Origin of the sequence: Aeromonas sobria, assembly GCF_000820145.1 — a bacterium.
Taxonomy (GTDB): Bacteria; Pseudomonadota; Gammaproteobacteria; order Enterobacterales; family Aeromonadaceae; genus Aeromonas; species Aeromonas sobria.
The window spans coordinates 1-19587 of record NZ_CDBW01000036.1 but is presented as its reverse complement, the minus strand read 5'-3'; the positions used below and the strand labels follow the sequence as shown (position 1 = coordinate 19587).

Below are 19587 nucleotides of genomic sequence, written 5' to 3'. Positions count from 1 at the left end.
TGCTGGCTTACCGCCAGTTTCATCGGTGCCAGCATCAAGCCGGCACCTCGCAATCCAGGTGGGCGATCGCATCGCGGCTCACTGCGGCGCGCCGCGCGCCGGTCAGTTCGGTGAGCTGGCCCTGACGCATCTCCAGCAGGCGATCGGCCAGCGGGAAGTAGTGATCATCGTGACTGATGGCAATCACCGTCTTGCCCATCTCCTTGAGGCGCGGCAACAGCACCTGATAGAAGATGCGGCGGAACTGGGGATCCTGATCCGCAGCCCACTCGTCAAACAGCATCACCTCGCGCTGCTCGGCCAGCGCCAGCAGCAGGGCGACCCGCTTACGCTGCCCTTGGGAGAGATCGATATCGGCTATAAAGCCATCCTCGATGGTGAGCTTGCTGCCCATCTGCAACCGCTCCAGCCACTCGACCACCAGCTCATCCTTGGGTTCCGGCCCCAGCAGGTGCTGGAACAGGTGATAGTCGGTGAAGATGGCGGAGAAGAGCGCCAGATAGCCGTTGCGATCGGAGACCGGCTCACCATCCAGCAGGATCCGGCCCGATACCGGCTGGTAAAGGCCGGTCAGCAGCATGGCCAGCGTCGACTTGCCGGAGCCATTGCCGCCGATGATGAAGATCTGCTCGCCCTTTTCGATGACCAGATCGATGGGGCCAACGGCAAAACCGCCCTCCCCCTGATAGTGAAAGCTTACCTGCTCCAACTCGATACGCTGCCAGGGGCGGATGGCGGGCGGCAGCGGGAAGTCCGCATCCGGCTCGGCCAGATTGAGGGCGGCGATCTTGTCGAACGCCACCTGAGCGGCAAGCAGGGTCGGCAGGGCGCCAATCCCCTGCAACAGCGGGGTGCGCAGGAACAGCAGGGTCAGGGCGAAGGTGGCGGCCACATTGGTGTTGGCCCAGCCAAGGCCGTTGGCCAGAAAGAAGACCAGACCGATGGCCCCCAGCATCATGATATTCGACCAGTTCACCGCGCTCAGGTGATAGGTGTCGGCGCGGATGATCTGCTGGCGGTAGTCACGGGCATTCTGCTCATAGAGCTGGTTGTAGACGAAGTGGGCCCGCTCGCGGTTGAGTGCCAGCTCCTTGCTGCCGGCGATGATGGCCTGATAGTTCTGATAGAGCCGATCTTCGGCCTGACGCATTTGGGAGAGATGGCGATAAACACGGTTCACCAGCAGCCAGCCCACCACCATAGTGACGGTAACCCAGAGCGCGGTAACCCCGAGCAACGCAGGAGAGAGCCAGCCGAGGTAAAGGGCAGACCCCAGCGTGAGCACCAGCCCCTGCACCAGCTCCGGCAAGCGCACGAAGGCGATGGTGATCTGGCCGATATCGCTGGAGAGAGAGGCCAGCAGCGGCCCCTGACCAATCTGGCGGATGCGGGCGACATCGGTATCCAGCAGCTGCTTGAGCAGACGGCCACGCAACCGGTAGACAAAATGGTGACCTAGGGTGGTCAGGGCCAGCTGAGATCCGAGTGTGATCACCAGCAGCAATACAGTCAGGCCGACCAGCTGACCGAGGATCGGCAGCGGATCTCCTATAGATTCGATAAGAGACTGATTGATAAAGGCAATGACGCCAATCCCGCTGACGGCACTGAGCAGACTGAGCAGGGTAATGGCGATAAAGGGCCAACGATATTGGCGATAAACCAGAGACAAGAGTTCCATGACAGGCCGCTATGCAGAGAAATGTTCAGATCAATGAACGGGGAAAGGGGGCGAAGGCCAAAGCCCTCGCCTGCCCTCTGTTACCAGCGGTAGTTGATGCTGCCCACTACGCTGCGCGGCTCGCCGTAGTAGCAGTAGTAGTCACAACTGGCCACGTAGGTTTCACCCAGCAGGTTGTTGACGTTGAGCTGGGCACGCCAGTTCTTGGCAAAGTCATACCCGATCATCGCATCCCAAACGGTATGGGCCGGCACCTCGGCAGAGCCGTAGATGGGGGTGTAGTCCGCATTCACGGCGCCAATACCCACGCTGGAACCGATATAACGCACGCCGGAACCCAACTCCAGGCCCGAAGCCACCCCTTGCTGTACCTTGTAGTTGCCCCAGAAGGAGGCGATGTGGCGCGGGATCAGGCTGGCGCGGCGATCGCCACTGCCGGTGTCGTTGGTTTTGGCATCGGTGTAGGTATAAGCAGCGGTCAGACGCAGCGCATCGGTAACCTGCACGCTCCCTTCCAGCTCAATCCCCTGAGAGGTCACTTCACCCGCCTGGGTCTGCTGGCCGGAACCGGTAGAGACCAGCGAGTTGGTCTGGGCCAGATCGAACAGCGCCAGATTGATGTAACCGTCGAGGAAGGCAGGCGCATACTTAACGCCGGTCTCGTAGAGCTTGCCCTTGAGCGGCTTGTAGGAACTCTTGGTGTTGGGATCGAGCCCCGGCAACACCTCGAACGACTCGGCATAGGCAAAGTAGGGAGAGAGGCCGTTGTCGGCCAGATACATCAGGCTACCCGAGAGGGATAGCTCGTGATCGTACTGGCGCTCGTCCTTGCTGGTATTGGTGTTGTGGGTCTCCACATAGTCAAAACGGCCACCGGCAGTCAGCAACCAGCGATCGTCCCAGCGGATCTGATGCTGGGCATACAGACCGCTCTGGCCCTTGGTGCTCTTCTGGTGGGTAGCCGTGGACTCGTCAAAACCGGGGAAGCCGCTGTAATCCGGGTTCATGGTATTGATGGAGCCCATGGCGTAGTTGTCGGCCTCGACCCCTTCATTGACGTGACGCTGCAGATCCACCCCCAGCAGCAAGGTCTGCTCGGTGCTGTCGGTGTTCCAGTAGCCCACCATCTGGTTATCCATAGTGGCACTCTTGGTATTGCCATCGCGGTAAACCAGGCCACGACTGGCGGTTGTGCCTTCATAGGTCGGGAAGATATAGGTCTGGCGCAGCAGCAGATCGTTGTAGTTGAAGCGGACGTTCTGCTTGAACTCCCAGGTCTGGTTGAGCTGGTGGGCCAACTCGTAACCGGTGGAGATCTGGGTATTTCGATTGCGATCGTAATCCGGCTGGCTCAGGTTGGTGGAGGGATCGATCTGGCCGCCCGAGGTGTTCAGGGTGCCATAGACCGGGAAGAAGCCGTTGGTCGGGACCCCTTCGTCGTGCAGGAAACTGGCCAGCAGGGTCAGGCTGGTACGATCCGAAAGATCGAAGGTGACGCTGGGCGCCAGATAGACCCGATCGTTATAGGTGCCGGTGAGCACGCCATCACGTTCTTTATAAAGAGCAACCATGCGGTAGCGGCTGTTGTCGGAAAGCGCGTCAGAGACATCCACCCCGACCTGACGATAATCTCGGCTGCCAAGCTGCAGATCCACCAGCCCTTGCGGCGTGGCGGTCGGTCGCTTGCTGATGGCATTGATCACCCCGCCCGGAGGCGCCTCACCGTAAAGGATCGAGGCTGGCCCCTTCAGCACTTCCACACTCTCCAGACCGAACGGTTCCGGCGTCCAGACGTAATAGCCGGTGCCAAACAGCCGGTTGCCATCCAGATAAGAGGCGGCATCAAAGCCACGCACCTTGAACCAGTCGGTGTTGTTGTCTGAACCATAGAGGCCGGTGAATACGCCGGAACGATAGCGAAGCGCCTCATCCAGCTGCAACACGGCGTGCTGATCCAGCTCCTCGCGATTAACCACGGAAACGGCGCGAGGGGTCTCGGCCATCGGCACTTCCACCTTCATGGCAGTACCGGTCACCACCATGGTTTCGCTGGCTTTGGGCAGCTCAGCGGCGGCCTGTTCGGCCATCAGCGGCAGGGATACGAGCAAACCGGAGAGTGAAAGCACGCCGAAGGCGCCCTTCTTGCCGGGTCCTGTAGTGTATTTTTGCGCAATCATATTAAAGTCTCGTCTATCAATGAGTTATGTTGTTTTAATTGTTATTTTTGGTCGTTTTTAACGACATCACCCTGTTCCATGGGCGAATAAAGCAGCGCAATCCTACTACAGGAGCCGTGATCGAATCGATTCAATAATTGCTAATCATTTGCATCTGCATTGTTATCTAACTGCATCGTTGGCTGGATTTTACGGGGGATGGGAGTCATCAGGAGAGCCATTCGCGGAGAAGAAAATGAAGAGCAACATAAAGAAGCAGAAAAAAGATCGTCACCCAGGCGCCGGCGCGATGATCTAAGTGGATCCATTATCCCCAAGCTTTATCCATATTTATCCACACCCTTTGGCGGTAGAATCCGGCTTTGCGTTTCTTTGTCTGAAATCAGGATCCATTCCATGGCCAAACTCAATATCGTCGTCGGCTCTATGCTGGGCGCTGCCGAATATGTCGCAGACCACGTCGCCAACCTGCTGGAACAGGCTGGCCACCAGACCCGGATCCACAACCCGGCCAAGCTTGCCGAGGTACTGGATGATGCGGGATCCATCCTGCTGGTGGTCACCTCAACCCACGGTGCCGGCGATGTCCCAGACAATCTGCAACCCTTCGCCAAGGATCTTGCCGAGCAACATCCGGATCTTAACTCACTGAAATATGGCGTGATCGCTCTGGGAGACAGCAGTTATGACACCTTTTGCCAGGGTGGCAAAACGCTGGATCAGCTACTGGCCGAGTGCGGTGCCAGCCGGATCGGCGAGCGGCTCGATATCGATGTGACCCAGCACGAGATCCCGGAAGATGCCGCCGAAGTGTGGATCAGCGACTGGATGGCGATGATCGCCTGATCAAGGGGTGGAAGATCCTGAAAAAATACTTGATCTTCCCACTTATCCCCAGATCAACTATCCACTGGGTTATTAACAGATTGATCCGAATGAGTTGTTCTACATGGTTACCCACAACGCCCAGGGTGATTGTGCATAACTACAGTGTAAACCTCTGCAAAACCTATAGTTATCCATGTATGAGATCCAACGACCAACTGCCCTGTGTATAAAAGTGCTGGTTATCCCCCTGTTCACCGAGCCAGGATCCAAGCTTTTCCACAAGCTAGGATCGCTCTTAAATTAATGATCTTTATGATCAAAAAGCGCTTATCAACAGAAAGGGTGGATCCTAATAGTAGATCCAATAAAAGATCGATCTAAAGATCCTTAAGATCTAATTACCGGATCCTCCCTTCTTACTGAACGTTAAGTAGACGTTCCCCTCAGGGCGCGAAACAGATAGAATGTTTCGCCCTTTAGCCCAGGCAAATAATGATCTTCAGGCGTGCAGATCAAGGTGATCCCAATGCAATACCATGAACAATTTGATGTGATCGTCGTCGGTGGCGGTCATGCAGGAACCGAAGCAGCAACAGCGGCAGCCCGAATGGGCATGAATACCCTGCTGCTGACCCACAATATCGATACGCTGGGGCATATGTCCTGTAATCCGGCGATCGGCGGGATCGGCAAGGGACACCTGGTCAGGGAAGTTGACGCACTCGGCGGGATCATGGCGCGTGCCACCGATCTTGCCGGGATCCAGTTCCGTACTCTCAACTCCTCCAAGGGGCCAGCAGTACGAGCTACCCGCGCTCAAGCGGATCGTCTGCTCTACAAGGCGGTTGTCCGGGATATGCTGGAGAACTATCCGAACCTGAAGATCTTCCAGCAAGCCTGCGATGATCTGATCATGGACGGGGATCGCGTGGCAGGCGTGGTGACCCAAAGCGGGATCCGCATCAGCGGCAAGACAGTCGTACTGACGGTAGGCACCTTCCTGAACGGTTTGATCCACATTGGGATGCAAAATTACAAGGGTGGTCGTGCCGGGGATCCTCCCTCGATCGCGCTGGCTCAACGCTTGCGTGAACTGCCGCTGCGTATCGATCGCCTTAAAACCGGTACACCACCGCGGATCGATGCCCGTAGCGTCGATTTCTCGCTGATGCAGGCCCAGCATGGCGATGATCCTCGTCCGGTCTTCTCGTTTATCGGTAATGCCAGCCAACACCCACGTCAGGTGCCCTGCTACGTCACCCACACCAACGAGCGTACCCACGAGGTGATCCGCAACAACCTGGATCGCAGCCCGATGTACGCCGGGGTGATCGAGGGGATCGGCCCACGCTACTGCCCGTCGATCGAGGACAAGATCACCCGTTTTGCGGACAAGACGGCACACCAGATTTTCGTCGAGCCAGAAGGGCTGACCACTCACGAACTCTATCCGAACGGGGTATCCACCAGCCTGCCGTTTGATGTGCAGGTGCAGATCATTCGCTCCGTTCGTGGTTTTGAAAATGCCCACATCACTCGTCCTGGCTACGCGATCGAATATGATTTCTTCGATCCGCGGGATCTCAAGGCCAACATGGAGAGCAAGTGCATTCCAAACCTATTCTTCGCGGGCCAGATCAACGGTACCACCGGTTACGAAGAGGCTGCTGCGCAAGGTCTGATGGCTGGCTTGAATGCCGCATTGCGTGCCCAGGACAAGGATCCTTGGCATCCCCGCCGGGATCAGGCCTACATGGGGGTGATGATGGACGATCTCTCCACCCTGGGTACCCGCGAGCCTTACCGCATGTTCACCAGCCGCGCCGAATATCGCCTGCTGCTGCGGGAAGATAACGCGGATGTCCGTTTGACTACCGTCGGTCGCGAACTGGGTCTGGTGGATGATGAGCGCTGGAGCAAATTCAACACCAAGATGGAACAGGTTGAGCTGGAACGTCAGCGTCTGCGATCGACCTGGATCCACCCGCAACACCCGTCACTGGCGGCGGTGAATGCGCTGGTTACTACCCCGCTAAGCCGTGAACAGAGTCTGGAAGAGCTGCTGCGTCGCCCCGAGGTGACCTATGATGCGCTGATGGCTATCGAAGGGGTTGGCCCCTCGGTGAGCGATCATGCCGCCGCAGAACAAGTTGAAATCCAGATCAAATATGCAGGTTACATCGAGCGTCAGCATGATGAAGTAGCCAAACAGCTACGTAACGAGAACACCCTGCTGCCGCAGGATATGGACTATCACCAGGTGAACGGTCTCTCCAACGAGGTGAAAGCCAAGCTCAGCGATACCAAGCCACAGACCATTGGTCAGGCCTCGCGGATCTCCGGCATTACCCCGGCGGCCATCTCCATTCTGCTGGTTCACCTGAAAAAACACGGCCTGCTGCGCAAAACCGCCTGAGGATTCTTACCGTTGGAAAACATGCTGGAAAGATTGAACGGCCTGCTCAAGCAGGCCGAAATTGTTATCACTGATACTCAAAAGAACCAACTGGTGCAGCTAGTCGAGTTGCTGCACAAGTGGAACAAGGCTTACAATCTCACCTCGGTGCGTGAACCGGACGCCATGCTGGTCAAGCACATCCTCGACAGCCTGGTGGTGAGTCCCCACTTGCACGGTGAGCGCTTCATCGACGTGGGAACCGGCCCAGGCTTGCCAGGCTTGCCGTTGGCGATCATCAATCCGGACAAGCAGTTCGTGTTGCTCGACAGCCTGGGCAAGCGGATCAACTTTATCCGTCAGGTGATCCAGGAGCTGGGTCTGACCAATGTCACGCCAGTCAAATCCCGGGTTGAAGAGTATCAACCTGACATCGGGTTTGATGGGGTACTGAGTCGGGCCTTTGCCTCGCTGGAGGACATGTTGAGCTGGTGTCATCATCTGCCATCCGAGCAGGGTTGCTTCCTGGCGCTCAAGGGGCAATATCCCGAGCAGGAGCTTGCCCAGTTGCCTGCCAATATCCGTCTGGTTGCCTGCCATGAGTTGCGGGTGCCGGAGCTGGAAGGCGAACGTCATCTGCTGGAATTCAAACATATCCAGCCCGAATAGGGTCGCAGTTTTATTTAGGGGATCGTGTGGGAAAAGTCATCGCCATAGCCAACCAGAAGGGTGGTGTGGGTAAAACCACCACCTGTGTGAATCTGGCCGCCTCCATGGCTGCCACCCGGCGCAAGGTGCTGGTGATTGATCTGGATCCGCAGGGCAATGCCACCATGGGCAGTGGTGTCGATAAATACGATGTCGAGCGCACTGCCTATGAACTGCTGATCGAAGATGCCCCCGTTGCTGAGGTGATCATCCGTGAAACCTCCGGTGGTTATCACCTGATCGCCGCCAACGCCGACGTGACCGCGGCAGAAATTCGTTTGATGGAGTTCTTTGCTCGCGAGATCCGCCTGCGCAATGCGTTGGCCTCGGTGCGGGACAAATACGACTACATCTTCATCGACTGCCCCCCCTCTCTCAACATGCTGACCGTGAACGCCATGGCTGCCGCCGATTCTGTGCTGGTACCGATGCAGTGCGAATATTATGCGCTGGAAGGGCTCACCGCCCTGGTCGACACCATCAGCAAGCTGGCTGCGGTGGTCAATCCGCAGCTCAAGATCGAAGGGGTGCTGCGCACCATGTTCGATCATCGCAACCGGTTGGCCAATGATGTGTCCGATCAGCTTAAACAGCACTTCGGCGACAAGGTCTACCGCACCATCATTCCCCGCAACGTTAGACTGGCGGAGGCCCCGAGTTTTGGCGCCCCGGCCATGCACTACGACAAATCATCGGTGGGCGCCAAGGCCTATCTGGCGCTGGCTGGCGAGATCCTCCGTCGCCAGGAGCAAGAGTGTCAGCTGCCCATCGCAGACCGAGAGAGCATATGACGCCAAAGAAACGCGGACTGGGCAAAGGGCTGGACGCCCTGCTCAGTACCAGTACGGCTGCCCGCCAAAAACAGGTGATGAGCGATCAGCGCACCGAGCAGGCCATGGCCCCCACCAATCAGGGCGAACTGCGCAAACTGCCGGTGGAGTGGTTGCAGTCAGGCAAGTACCAGCCCCGCAAGGATATGTCCCAGGACGCACTGGAAGAGCTTGCCAACTCGATCCGTACTCAGGGGGTTATTCAGCCCATTGTCGTGCGCCCGCTCGGCGAACAGTCCTTCGAAATTATCGCTGGTGAACGGCGCTGGCGCGCTTCCCAGCTGGCCCGTCTCGACGTAGTGCCGTGCATCGTCAAGGATGTCCCTGATGAGGCCGCGGTGGTCATTGCGTTGATTGAAAATATTCAGCGGGAAGATCTCAATGCCATCGAAGAGGCAGTCGCTTTACAAAGATTGCTGACCGAATTCGAACTCACCCACCAGCAGGTGGCCGAGGCGGTGGGCAAGTCGCGTACGACCGTGACTAACCTGCTGCGCCTCAACCAGCTCAACGATGACGTGAAGCGTTTCGTTGAGCACGGTGACCTCGATATGGGTCATGCCCGTGCTCTCCTGACGCTCAGTGGCCAGGCTCAGTCAGATCTGGCCAAGTTGGTTGCCCAGAAGGGACTGACTGTACGGGATACCGAAAAACTGGTGAAAAAGGCACTCGAACCGGCCAAAGCCAAGCTGGAACCGGTCACGGATCCCCAAATTGGTTATCTGGAACGCCAGTTGGCAGAAAAAATTGGCTATCAGGTACAGCTTCAGCCTGGCAAGCGGGATAGCGGTAAGTTAGTAATAAGTTACGAGAACTTGTCCGATTTGGACCGCATATTGGGCTATTTTGGCGTGTCGGAATCGTGATTTTTACGCTTTTTGTAGTAATAAAACATCCATTACTTTTGATATGAACGTAACCTTAATTCTCTGCGGAAGGCCGCAAAAAATAAGGATTTTTGTCATATTGCAATAGCTGCCCTCAAGGGTATAATTTGACCGGCTTTAAGAGCTGTTAACATGGGGTCTTCGGATCCCGATTTTTTACAGTTCTGTAATGTTCAGGGGTCGGTTGGTGAAGCAGAAATTAGCCTTGGAAGGTTTGACACTGGCCTTGGTTATGCTCGTTTGTCAGCTCATCCTGATCCTGGCGATGAGTGCCGTCTGGTTTTACCTGACTGGTGCCAGCGCCGGTTATTCCGCCCTCTACGGAGGGGGGATGTACTGGGTTCCTCAAGCCTTGTTTACTGTCTGGGTGTTGCGCCGCAAGGTGACAGCCGAGAGTGTAGGCCTGGTTTTGCGGGACTTTTATGGTGGGGCTGGGATTAAGCTCATTTCGACGGCGGGCCTGTTTGCCCTGCTGTTCGGTGCGGGAGTCGAGGTCGTTACCGTCTCGTTTTTTGCCACTTATATCCTCGCCCTCGTTGTACAGTGGATGGTCTCATTCACGCTTAACAACCACTATTAGGAAAACTCATGTCTGCAACCGGAGAAGTCCTGACTCCTCAGGGATATATCTCCCACCACCTGACCCACCTTCAAGTCGGGTCCGGGTTCTGGACGGTCAATATCGACTCAATGATATTTTCCGTCGTGCTAGGCGCCCTGTTTATCCTGTTGTTCCGCCGTGTAGCAGTTAATGCTACCAGTGGTGTACCAGGTAAGCTGCAGTGCTTTGTGGAGATGCTGGTCGAGTTTGTGAATGGTAACGTCAAAGACATCTTTCACGGTCGCAACAAGGTCATCGCACCTTTGGGACTGACGGTGTTTGTGTGGATCTTCCTGATGAACTTCATGGATCTGATCCCCGTTGACTTTATCCCTCACGCTGCACAATTGATGGGTGTCCCCTATCTGCGTGTGGTTCCCTCCGCTGACGTTAACATCACCATGTCCATGGCTTTGGGCGTGTTCTTCTTGATCCTGTACTACAGCATCAAGGTCAAGGGTATCAGTGGGTTTGTGAAGGAGCTGACGCTTCAGCCTTTCAACCACCCGGCTGCCATCCCGGTTAACTTCATCCTGGAAACTGTTACGCTGATTTCCAAACCTGTTTCTCTGGGTCTTCGACTGTTCGGCAACATGTATGCTGGCGAACTGATCTTTATCCTGATTGCGGGTTTGTTACCCTGGTGGTCACAGTGGATCCTGTCCGTGCCTTGGGCAATTTTCCACATCCTGATCATCACTTTGCAGGCATTCATTTTCATGGTTCTGACCATCGTCTATCTGTCGATGGCGCAGGAAGACCATAATTGATGCAACTCAAATAATCCTTTTTATACAATCAATTACATCTAAATAACTGGAGATCCTCATGGAAAACTTGAACATGGACCTGCTGTACATCGCTGCGGCAATGATGATGGGTCTGGCTGCTATCGGTGCTTCCATCGGTATCGGTATCCTGGGTGGTAAGTTCCTGGAAGGTGCTGCGCGTCAACCTGACCTGATCCCGGTTCTGCGTACCCAGTTCTTCATCGTAATGGGTCTGGTGGATGCGATCCCGATGATCGCCGTTGGTCTGGGTCTGTACGTGATGTTTGCGGTTGCTGGCTAAGTCGTTGCGACTCATCCAGGCATAACCCATTAACTAACTTAAGAGGACATCGGCTGTGAATATCAACGCCACCCTCCTCGGCCAAGCAATTGCTTTTTTCTTCTTCGTTGTGTTTTGCATGAAGTACGTATGGCCGCCGTTGATTGCTGCCATCGAAACCCGTCAGAAAGCTATTGCTGACGGTCTCTCTTCTGCCGAACGTGCCAAGAAAGATCTGGATTTGGCCAAGGCCAACGCCACCGATCAGCTGAAAGAAGCCAAGCTGCAGGCTGCTGAAATCATTGAACAGGCTAACAAACGTAAAGCCCAGATCATTGATGAAGCTGCCGTAGGTGCTCAGACTGAGCGGGAAAAAATCCTGGCTCAGGGCCGTGCCGAGATCGAAGCTGAACGTCATCGTGCCAAAGAAGAACTGCGTAAGCAGGTTGCTGCTCTTGCAATTGCTGGTGCAGAGAAGATCCTGGCGCGTCAAATCGACCAGGCTGCCAACAGCGACATCGTCGACAAACTGGTAGCAGAACTGTAACGGGAACGGGGCTATGTCTGAACTGACTACAATCGCTCGCCCCTACGCCAAGGCTGCTTTCGAGTTTGCCGTTGAGCACAAGGCGGTTGACCAGTGGCTGGGTATGCTCGGTTTCGCTGCGCAAGTAGCGGAAAACGAAACCATGCACAACCTGGTAAACGGCTCTGTGGCTGCCGAAGAACTGGCAACGCTGTTTGTCGGTATCTGCGGTGAGCAACTCGACGAGCATGGCCAGAACCTGATCAGGGTGATGGCCGAGAATGGTCGCTTGGGTGTGCTGCCGGCGGTCGTTGCTGAATTTTTAGCGTTCAAGGCTGAACTGGATAAAGAAGTTCAGGCTGACGTGATTTCGGCGATCGAACTGACCGACCAGCAGAAAGCCAATATTCAGGCTTCTCTGGAACAACGTCTCGCGCGCAAAGTGAAGCTGAATTGCAGCATGGATGCGTCCTTGATGGCCGGGGTGCTCATCAAGGCCGGTGATCTGGTAATCGACGGCACAGTCCGCGGTAAGCTGGATCGCATGGCTGACGCGCTGCAATCTTGATTGGGGTATTAGAGCATGCAACTGAATTCCACTGAAATCGCCGAGCTGATCAAGCAGCGCATTGCGCAGTTTGATGTCAAAAGCGAAGCGCGTAACGAAGGTACTATCGTCTCTGTGAGCGACGGTATCATTCGTATTCACGGCCTGGCCGATGCCATGCAGGGTGAGATGATCGAGCTGCCGGGCAACCGCTTCGCTCTGGCATTGAACCTGGAGCGTGACTCCGTCGGTGCGGTGATCATGGGTTCCTATGACGGTCTGTCAGAAGGAATGAAAGTAAAAGGTACTGGCCGTATTCTGGAAGTGCCGGTAGGTCGTGGTCTGTTGGGCCGGGTGTTGAACACCCTGGGTCAGCCGATCGACGGTAAAGGTCCGATCGACAACGACGGCTTCTCGCCGATCGAAGTGATCGCACCGGGCGTTATCGAGCGTAAGTCTGTTGACCAGCCGGTCCAGACCGGCCTGAAAGCCATCGATGCCATGATCCCGATTGGTCGTGGCCAGCGTGAGCTGATCATCGGTGACCGTCAGGTTGGTAAGACCGCCATCGCGATCGACACCATCATCAACCAGAAAGATTCCGGCATTAAGTGTGTCTACGTTGCGATTGGCCAGAAGGCCTCCACCATCGCCAACGTGGTACGCAAGCTGGAAGAGCACGGTGCCCTGGCCAACACCATAGTGGTGGTTGCCTCTGCCTCCGAAGCTGCTGCCCTGCAGTACCTGGCTCCGTATGCCGGTTGCTCCATGGGTGAGTACTTCCGTGACCGCGGTGAAGACGCGCTGATCATCTATGATGACCTGTCCAAACAGGCCGTAGCTTATCGCCAAATCTCCCTGCTGCTGCGCCGTCCGCCAGGACGTGAAGCTTACCCGGGCGACGTTTTCTATCTGCACTCCCGTCTGTTGGAGCGTGCTGCTCGCGTTAACGCCGAGTATGTAGAGAAGTTCACCAATGGTGCCGTGAAAGGCCAGACCGGTTCTCTGACCGCCCTGCCAATCATCGAAACCCAGGCTGGTGACGTATCTGCGTTCGTTCCGACCAACGTGATCTCCATCACCGATGGTCAGATCTTCCTGACTTCACAGCTGTTCAACTCCGGTATTCGTCCGGCGGTTGACCCGGGTATCTCCGTATCCCGTGTAGGTGGTGCTGCTCAGACCAAGATCGTCAAGAAGCTGTCCGGTGGTATCCGTACCGCATTGGCCCAGTATCGTGAACTGGCGGCATTCGCCCAGTTCTCTTCCGATCTGGACGAGGCGACTCGCAAGCAGCTGGATCACGGTGTGAAAGTGACCGAGCTGATGAAGCAGAAGCAGTACTCTCCGATGAGCGTTGCCCAGCAGTCGCTGGTGCTGTTCGCCGCCGAGAAAGGCTATCTCTCCGATGTCGAGCTGAACAAGATCGTCGACTTCGAAGCCGCTCTGCTCTCTTACGCCAATACCCAGCATGGTTCGCTGATGGCTGAAATCAATGCCAAGGCCGATTACAACGACGCGATCGTTGGCAAGCTGACTGCGTTGCTGGATGACTTCAAGGCAACCCAGACCTGGTAAGCGTGTGTGGCAGCGCGAGCTGCCACCTGATGGAGAGTAAGAGATGGCCGGCGCAAAAGAGATACGTAACAAGATCGGGAGTGTGAAAAACACTCAGAAGATCACCGGCGCTATGGAAATGGTGGCAGCAAGCAAAATGCGCCGTGCGCAGGAACGCATGTCTGCCAGCCGTCCGTACGCTGAAACCATGCGCAAGGTGATCGGCCATATCGCTCAGGGGAACTTGGAATACAAGCATCCCTACCTCATCGAACGTGAGGTCAAGCGAGTGGGTTACATCGTCGTCTCCACCGACCGTGGCCTGTGTGGTGGTCTGAACATTAACCTGTTCAAGGCTGCCCTCAATGATATGAAGCAATGGAGCGCGAAAGGTGCCAAGGTTGACCTGGCATTGATCGGTAACAAGGCCTCCAACTTCTTTGAACGGCACGGCGCCAAGGTGAAAGCTCATGTCGCAGGACTGGGCGATAACCCGAGCGTCAATGACCTGATTGGTTCAGTCAAGGTCATGCTGAAGGCTTACGACAACGGTGAGATTGACAAGCTGTATCTGGTGTACAACAAGTTCGTCAACACCATGGTGCAGCAACCACGAGTCGATCAACTGCTGCCTTTGCCCATAACTGAAGACAGCAAGCTCGCCAAGAAACACCACTGGGATTACCTCTATGAGCCGGATCCCAAGCAACTGCTGGATACCCTGCTGATTCGCTACGTCGAGTCCCAGGTGTACCAGGGGGTAGTGGAAAACTTGGCAAGTGAACAGGCAGCCCGAATGGTTGCCATGCAAGCCGCGACTGACAACGCCGGCAACCTGATTAACGATCTGCAACTGGTGTACAACAAGGCCCGTCAGGCCAGTATTACCCAGGAACTTACAGAGATCGTATCCGGTGCTGCTGCGGTGTAAGGCAAGGGTTATCAAAGGTTTAGAGGATTTGACATGAGTAACGGTTTCATCGTCCAAATCATCGGCGCTGTGGTGGACATCGAGTTCCCGCAGAATGCCGTGCCCCAGGTGTACGATGCAGTGACAGTCGTCAGCGAAGGTCAAGGTCAGGGTCTGGTGCTGGAAGTTCAGCAGCAGATCGGTGGCGGCGTCGTTCGTTGCATCACTATGGGCTCCTCCGACGGTCTGCGTCGTGGGTTGGAAGTAATGAATAGCGGTAAATCCATCCAGGTGCCGGTCGGTGTATCGACTCTGGGTCGGATCATGAACGTACTGGGCGAGCCAATCGACGAAAAAGGTCCGATCGGTGAAGAAGAGCGTTGGTCTATCCACCGCGCTGCTCCCAGCTACGAAGATCAGTCCAACAGCAACGATCTGCTGGAGACCGGCATCAAGGTTATCGACCTGGTATGCCCGTTCGCCAAGGGTGGTAAAGTGGGTCTGTTCGGTGGTGCCGGTGTAGGCAAAACCGTAAACATGATGGAGCTGATCCGTAACATCGCGATCGAACACAGTGGTTACTCTGTATTCGCCGGTGTAGGTGAGCGTACCCGTGAGGGTAACGACTTCTACCACGAGATGATGGAGTCCAACGTACTGGACAAAGTATCTCTGGTTTACGGTCAGATGAACGAGCCGCCCGGAAACCGTCTGCGCGTGGCGCTGACCGGCCTGACCATGGCCGAGAAGTTCCGTGACGAAGGTCGTGACGTGCTGTTCTTCGTGGACAACATCTACCGTTACACCCTGGCCGGTACTGAAGTATCCGCACTGCTGGGCCGTATGCCTTCCGCAGTAGGTTACCAGCCGACTCTGGCCGAGGAGATGGGTGTTCTGCAAGAACGTATCACCTCCACCAAGACCGGTTCCATCACTTCCGTTCAGGCCGTTTACGTTCCTGCGGATGACTTGACCGACCCGTCTCCGGCGACCACCTTCGCCCACCTGGATGCGACCGTTGTACTGTCCCGTCAGATCGCGGCACTGGGTATCTACCCGGCCGTTGACCCGCTGGACTCTACCTCTCGTCAGCTGGATCCGCTGGTAGTTGGCAAAGAGCACTACGAGACCGCTCGTGGTGTTCAAACCGTACTGCAGCGCTACAAAGAGCTGAAGGACATCATCGCCATCCTGGGTATGGATGAACTGTCAGAAGAAGACAAACTGACCGTAGCCCGTGCCCGTAAGATCGAGCGTTTCCTGTCCCAGCCGTTCTTCGTAGCAGAAGTGTTTACCGGTTCTCCGGGTAAATACGTGCCGCTGAAAGAGACCATCCGTGGTTTCCAGGGCATCCTGAAAGGCGAGTATGACGATCTGCCCGAGCAGGCGTTCTACATGGTTGGCGGTATCGACGAAGTCGTCGAGAAATCCAAGAAACTGTAAGCCTCGACAGGAGGGCCCATGGCAGAGATGATCTCCTTTCACCTGGATGTGGTGAGCGCCGAAGGAAAACTGTTTTCCGGCCGCGTGCAAACTGCTCAGGTATCAGGCTCCGAAGGTGAGTTGGGTCTCCGTCACGGTCATGCTCCGTTGCTGACTGCCATCAAGCCGGGCCTGGTCCGCTTGGTGAAGCAGAACGGAACTGAAGAGGTGCTGTACATCTCCGGCGGTATGCTGGAAGTACAACCTGAATCCGTGACCGTGCTGGCGGACACCGCGATTCGTGCTGACGACTTGGATGAGGCGAAAGCCCAGGAAGCCAAGCGCGCAGCCGAAGAGCGGATCCACAGCTCCCATGGTGATATCGACTACGCCCAGGCCGCCACCGAGCTGGCCAAGGCGATGGCCCAATTGCGGGTTATCGATATCGTCAAAAAGAATTACCGCTAATAACGGTGATGTAAAAAGCGACCTTCGGGTCGCTTTTTTTTTACCCGTTGGATAGACTCCGCCGAGTATTTCTCATGTTCCAAAGGCCAATTTATGTCCCTCAACGTCGTGATCCTGGCTGCGGGTAAAGGTACCCGTATGCGTTCCGTTCTGCCCAAGGTGCTGCACCCGGTAGCCAACAAACCCATGGTTTCCCATGTGATCGATACCGCCCGTCAGGTCGGCGCCGAGCAGCTGCATCTGGTTTATGGCCACGGTGCCGAGCTGCTGCAAGAGCGGATCGTGGCGGCCGACGTGAACTGGGTGCTGCAGGCGCAGCAGCTGGGGACCGGTCACGCCGTTGCCCAAGCCATCCCGTTCTGGAAGGATGAAGACGACGTGCTGGTGCTGTACGGCGATACCCCGCTGATCCAGCCAGAGACCCTGCAACGACTGCTGGCTGCCAAGGCAAGCGATGGCATGGCCCTGCTGACCGTGGTGCTGGACAACCCCACCGGCTATGGCCGTATCGTCCGTGAAAACGGTCAGGTGGTCGGCATCGTCGAACAGAAAGATGCCAACGCCGAGCAACTGACCATCCGCGAAGTGAACACCGGCGTGCTGGTGGCCAACGGCGGTCAGCTGCGCAGCTGGCTCTCCCGTCTGGACAACAAGAATGCTCAGGGCGAGTTCTATCTGACCGACGTGATCGCCATGGCGCACGGCGATGGCTGCCCGATTGCAGCGGTACATCCGGATCATGCTGCCGAGGTGGAAGGGGCCAACAACCGGGTGCAGCTGGCTGCCCTTGAGCGTAGCTATCAGCAGATGCAGGCCGAGAAGCTGATGATCGCCGGTGTCACCCTGATCGATCCGGCTCGCTTCGATCTGCGCGGTACTCTTGAGATCGGTGAAGAGGTGGTGATCGACGTCAACGTCATCATCGAAGGCAAGGTCGTCTTGGGCAATCATGTGCGTATCGGTGTCGGTGCCGTGCTGAAGGATTGCGTCATTGGCGATCACACCGAGGTGAAGCCCTACTCCGTCATCGAAGGTGCCCAGATTGCCGATCAGTGCTCGGTCGGTCCGTTTGCCCGTCTGCGCCCCGGTGCCGTGCTGGAGCAGGATGCCCACGTCGGCAACTTCGTCGAGATGAAGAAATCCCGGCTGGGGGTTGGCTCCAAGTGTGGTCACCTCACCTATCTGGGTGATGCCGAGGTGGGTGCCAAGGTGAATATCGGTGCCGGTACCATCACCTGCAACTACGATGGCGTGAACAAGTTCCAGACCATCATCGAAGATGATGTGTTTGTCGGCTCCGATACCCAGCTGGTGGCGCCGGTGCGTATCGGCAAGGGCGCGACCCTGGGGGCGGGCTCCACCATCACCAAGGATGTGGCCGAGAATGAGCTGGTGATCACCCGGGTGCCCCAGCGTCACATCAAAAACTGGGCTCGCCCGGTCAAGAAGAAGTGATGCCCGATCAATAAAATAGAACCGGCGCCTGATGGCGCCGGTTTTTTTTGGCTTATGACTTATGACTTATGACTGATGGCTGGTGTCACTGGTCGATGGTTGGGGAGCTGCCCATGTGGTGACGGGGGCGCTGTAGTCCATCACCTGATACCAGTCGAGCTTGCGGGTCAGCATCATGATCAGCGCCAGGGTGGCGAACAGCAGCAGGGCGCCGAGCAGCAAGGCGATCTCTTCGGCCTGCAGCAGGCTGTAGAGGATGGCATAGACCAGCCCGAGCAGCGCCGCGAAGCCGATCCCCTGTTTCGGGCCGCCCAGTACGTGGCTGAGATAGAAGCCGTTGAGCAGCACGCTGGCCAGCGCGGCCACCAGATAGGCCCAACCAAAGCCGAGGTGCTCGGTCAGTGCCAGCAGCACCAGATAGAAGATGGCCAGCCCCATGCCCACCAGCGCGTACTGGATCGGGTGGACCCGCAGCCCCTTGAGCAGCTCGAACATGAAGAAGCTGATAAAGGTGAGGCCGATAAACAGCAGGGCATATTTGGCTGCCCGCTCATTGAGCTGATAGTGATCCACCGGTTGCACCAGACTGACGCTGAAGGTGGAGAGATTACTATCGCCCCCGTTCATCATCCGGTTAAAGCGAGTCTCCATGTCGCTGGCGAACCAGCTGGTTTGCCAGTTGGCCTCAAACCCTTGCGAGTTCAGGGTGCGACTGCCCGGCAGAAAGTCGCCGATAAAGTTGGGATGGGGCCAGTTGCCCGCCAGCAGCAGGGTGCTCTCCTTGCCCAGCGGTACTATGTCGAGGGCGTTCATCCCCTGCAGATTGAGCTCCAGATGAAAGGTGCCATCCTGTTGGGGCAGGCTGTCGAGCGGGGCATGGATACCCGCCAGTGCGTCACCAAGGCGGGCGCCGGGGGCAAACGGGATCCGCTGGGTGCCGAGCTGCAGCTCGGGGACGCTGTTGATACCGCGGGCATCGGAGAGCACCAGACTGAGGTAGGGTTTACCCGCCACCAGCTCGGCCGCTTCATCAAGCGGTGAGGTCGCGTTATTCAGCAGACTCTGTCGGGTGGGCAGGCGGCCCGAGAGGGTGAGCCGGGTCTGGTAGACCTGTGCCTGATAGATGCCCAGCTTGCGCGGGGTGACCTCCATGTTGGCCTTGATATCCAGCTGCTCCGGCAGCAGGTAGCGGTAGATCTGCTCCTGGCGGACGAAGCGTTTGCCCTCCTGTTCGACCGTCACCGAGCGGGTATAGGGCTGCACGATAATGGGCCCCATCAGCCGTTGCGGGCCGCTGCTGCTGGCCATGATGCTGTGAATGGCCTGACTGCGGTAAGCCTGACGCTCCCGGTTCAGCTCCATGATGGATTGCACTGGTACCATCAACAGCAGGCTGAGCAACAGCAGCAGAAAGATCTTGTGGGTGAATATCTGTTTGACCATGACACGTCTCCTTGTTGGATGGAACGAGTCTGTCTGCCCGAAGTGAAGGGGTGATGGGCTTGTGTGAAGTGGTGGTGAAGAAGGGCGTTGTTTCCCAAATCA

The 19587-nt window shown here is 56.6% G+C and carries 18 protein-coding genes; 15 read left to right on the top strand and 3 right to left on the bottom strand.

The features are described from left to right. Nucleotides 1-34: 34 nt before the first annotated feature. Both BN1135_RS16360 and BN1135_RS16355 read right to left on the bottom strand, forming a co-directional pair. Complete coding sequence (locus BN1135_RS16360) at nucleotides 35-1681, bottom strand: multidrug ABC transporter permease/ATP-binding protein (RefSeq protein ID WP_042022956.1); 1647 nt, start codon at nucleotides 1679-1681, stop codon at nucleotides 35-37. An 80-nt stretch (nucleotides 1682-1761) separates the two neighbouring features. After that, a complete protein-coding gene (locus tag BN1135_RS16355; protein WP_042022955.1) occupies nucleotides 1762-3858 on the bottom strand; it encodes a TonB-dependent siderophore receptor in 2097 nt (698 codons plus the stop codon). A 396-nt stretch (nucleotides 3859-4254) separates the two neighbouring features. On the opposite strand from BN1135_RS16355, the gene mioC reads away from it, so the two are divergent. From mioC to glmU, 15 genes are all read left to right on the top strand, one after another. Beyond that, nucleotides 4255-4704: an FMN-binding protein MioC gene (gene mioC, locus BN1135_RS16350; protein ID WP_042022954.1), complete on the top strand. Its 450-nt coding sequence runs from the start codon at nucleotides 4255-4257 to the stop codon at nucleotides 4702-4704. A 508-nt stretch (nucleotides 4705-5212) separates the two neighbouring features. Then, nucleotides 5213-7102, top strand: coding sequence for a tRNA uridine-5-carboxymethylaminomethyl(34) synthesis enzyme MnmG (gene mnmG, locus BN1135_RS16345; protein ID WP_042023015.1), 1890 nt, complete (start codon nucleotides 5213-5215; stop codon nucleotides 7100-7102). A 21-nt stretch (nucleotides 7103-7123) separates the two neighbouring features. Continuing rightward, nucleotides 7124-7750 carry a 16S rRNA (guanine(527)-N(7))-methyltransferase RsmG gene (gene rsmG, locus BN1135_RS16340; protein ID WP_042023014.1) on the top strand — a complete coding sequence of 209 codons (627 nt, stop codon included), beginning with the start codon at nucleotides 7124-7126 and terminating at the stop codon, nucleotides 7748-7750. Between the two features lie 26 nt (nucleotides 7751-7776). Continuing rightward, nucleotides 7777-8580, top strand: coding sequence for a ParA family protein (locus BN1135_RS16335; protein WP_042022953.1), 804 nt, complete (start codon nucleotides 7777-7779; stop codon nucleotides 8578-8580). Continuing rightward, the gene (locus tag BN1135_RS16330) at nucleotides 8577-9485 is read left to right on the top strand and encodes a ParB/RepB/Spo0J family partition protein (protein ID WP_042022952.1); all 909 of its coding nucleotides are present in this window, start codon (nucleotides 8577-8579) and stop codon (nucleotides 9483-9485) included. Before BN1135_RS16335 ends, BN1135_RS16330 begins: the two co-directional genes overlap by 4 nt. 190 nt (nucleotides 9486-9675) lie before the next feature. Continuing rightward, nucleotides 9676-10086 carry an ATP synthase subunit I gene (locus tag BN1135_RS16325; protein ID WP_042022951.1) on the top strand — a complete coding sequence of 137 codons (411 nt, stop codon included), beginning with the start codon at nucleotides 9676-9678 and terminating at the stop codon, nucleotides 10084-10086. Between the two features lie 8 nt (nucleotides 10087-10094). Beyond that, nucleotides 10095-10877: a F0F1 ATP synthase subunit A gene (gene atpB / locus BN1135_RS16320; RefSeq protein WP_042022950.1), complete on the top strand. Its 783-nt coding sequence runs from the start codon at nucleotides 10095-10097 to the stop codon at nucleotides 10875-10877. Nucleotides 10878-10935: 58 nt separating this feature from the next. Then, the gene (atpE, locus tag BN1135_RS16315; RefSeq protein WP_005307205.1) at nucleotides 10936-11178 is read left to right on the top strand and encodes a F0F1 ATP synthase subunit C; all 243 of its coding nucleotides are present in this window, start codon (nucleotides 10936-10938) and stop codon (nucleotides 11176-11178) included. Nucleotides 11179-11233: 55 nt separating this feature from the next. Beyond that, the gene (gene atpF, locus BN1135_RS16310; protein WP_042022949.1) at nucleotides 11234-11704 is read left to right on the top strand and encodes a F0F1 ATP synthase subunit B; all 471 of its coding nucleotides are present in this window, start codon (nucleotides 11234-11236) and stop codon (nucleotides 11702-11704) included. Nucleotides 11705-11717: 13 nt separating this feature from the next. Beyond that, nucleotides 11718-12251, top strand: a complete 534-nt coding sequence (atpH, locus tag BN1135_RS16305) for a F0F1 ATP synthase subunit delta (RefSeq protein ID WP_042022948.1) — start codon at nucleotides 11718-11720, stop codon at nucleotides 12249-12251. Between the two features lie 15 nt (nucleotides 12252-12266). Beyond that, nucleotides 12267-13808, top strand: a complete 1542-nt coding sequence (gene atpA, locus BN1135_RS16300) for a F0F1 ATP synthase subunit alpha (protein WP_042022947.1) — start codon at nucleotides 12267-12269, stop codon at nucleotides 13806-13808. 43 nt (nucleotides 13809-13851) lie between these two features. Further along, complete coding sequence (atpG, locus tag BN1135_RS16295; protein ID WP_042022946.1) at nucleotides 13852-14718, top strand: F0F1 ATP synthase subunit gamma; 867 nt, start codon at nucleotides 13852-13854, stop codon at nucleotides 14716-14718. A 33-nt stretch (nucleotides 14719-14751) separates the two neighbouring features. After that, complete coding sequence (gene atpD / locus BN1135_RS16290; RefSeq protein WP_042022945.1) at nucleotides 14752-16140, top strand: F0F1 ATP synthase subunit beta; 1389 nt, start codon at nucleotides 14752-14754, stop codon at nucleotides 16138-16140. A gap of 18 nt (nucleotides 16141-16158) precedes the next feature. Next, complete coding sequence (locus tag BN1135_RS16285; RefSeq protein WP_005342354.1) at nucleotides 16159-16587, top strand: F0F1 ATP synthase subunit epsilon; 429 nt, start codon at nucleotides 16159-16161, stop codon at nucleotides 16585-16587. A gap of 93 nt (nucleotides 16588-16680) precedes the next feature. Next, complete coding sequence (gene glmU / locus BN1135_RS16280; protein WP_042022944.1) at nucleotides 16681-18042, top strand: bifunctional UDP-N-acetylglucosamine diphosphorylase/glucosamine-1-phosphate N-acetyltransferase GlmU; 1362 nt, start codon at nucleotides 16681-16683, stop codon at nucleotides 18040-18042. A 66-nt stretch (nucleotides 18043-18108) separates the two neighbouring features. On the opposite strand, the gene creD is transcribed toward glmU, so the two are convergent. Next, nucleotides 18109-19485, bottom strand: a complete 1377-nt coding sequence (gene creD / locus BN1135_RS16275) for a cell envelope integrity protein CreD (protein ID WP_042022943.1) — start codon at nucleotides 19483-19485, stop codon at nucleotides 18109-18111. Nucleotides 19486-19587 lie beyond the last annotated feature (102 nt).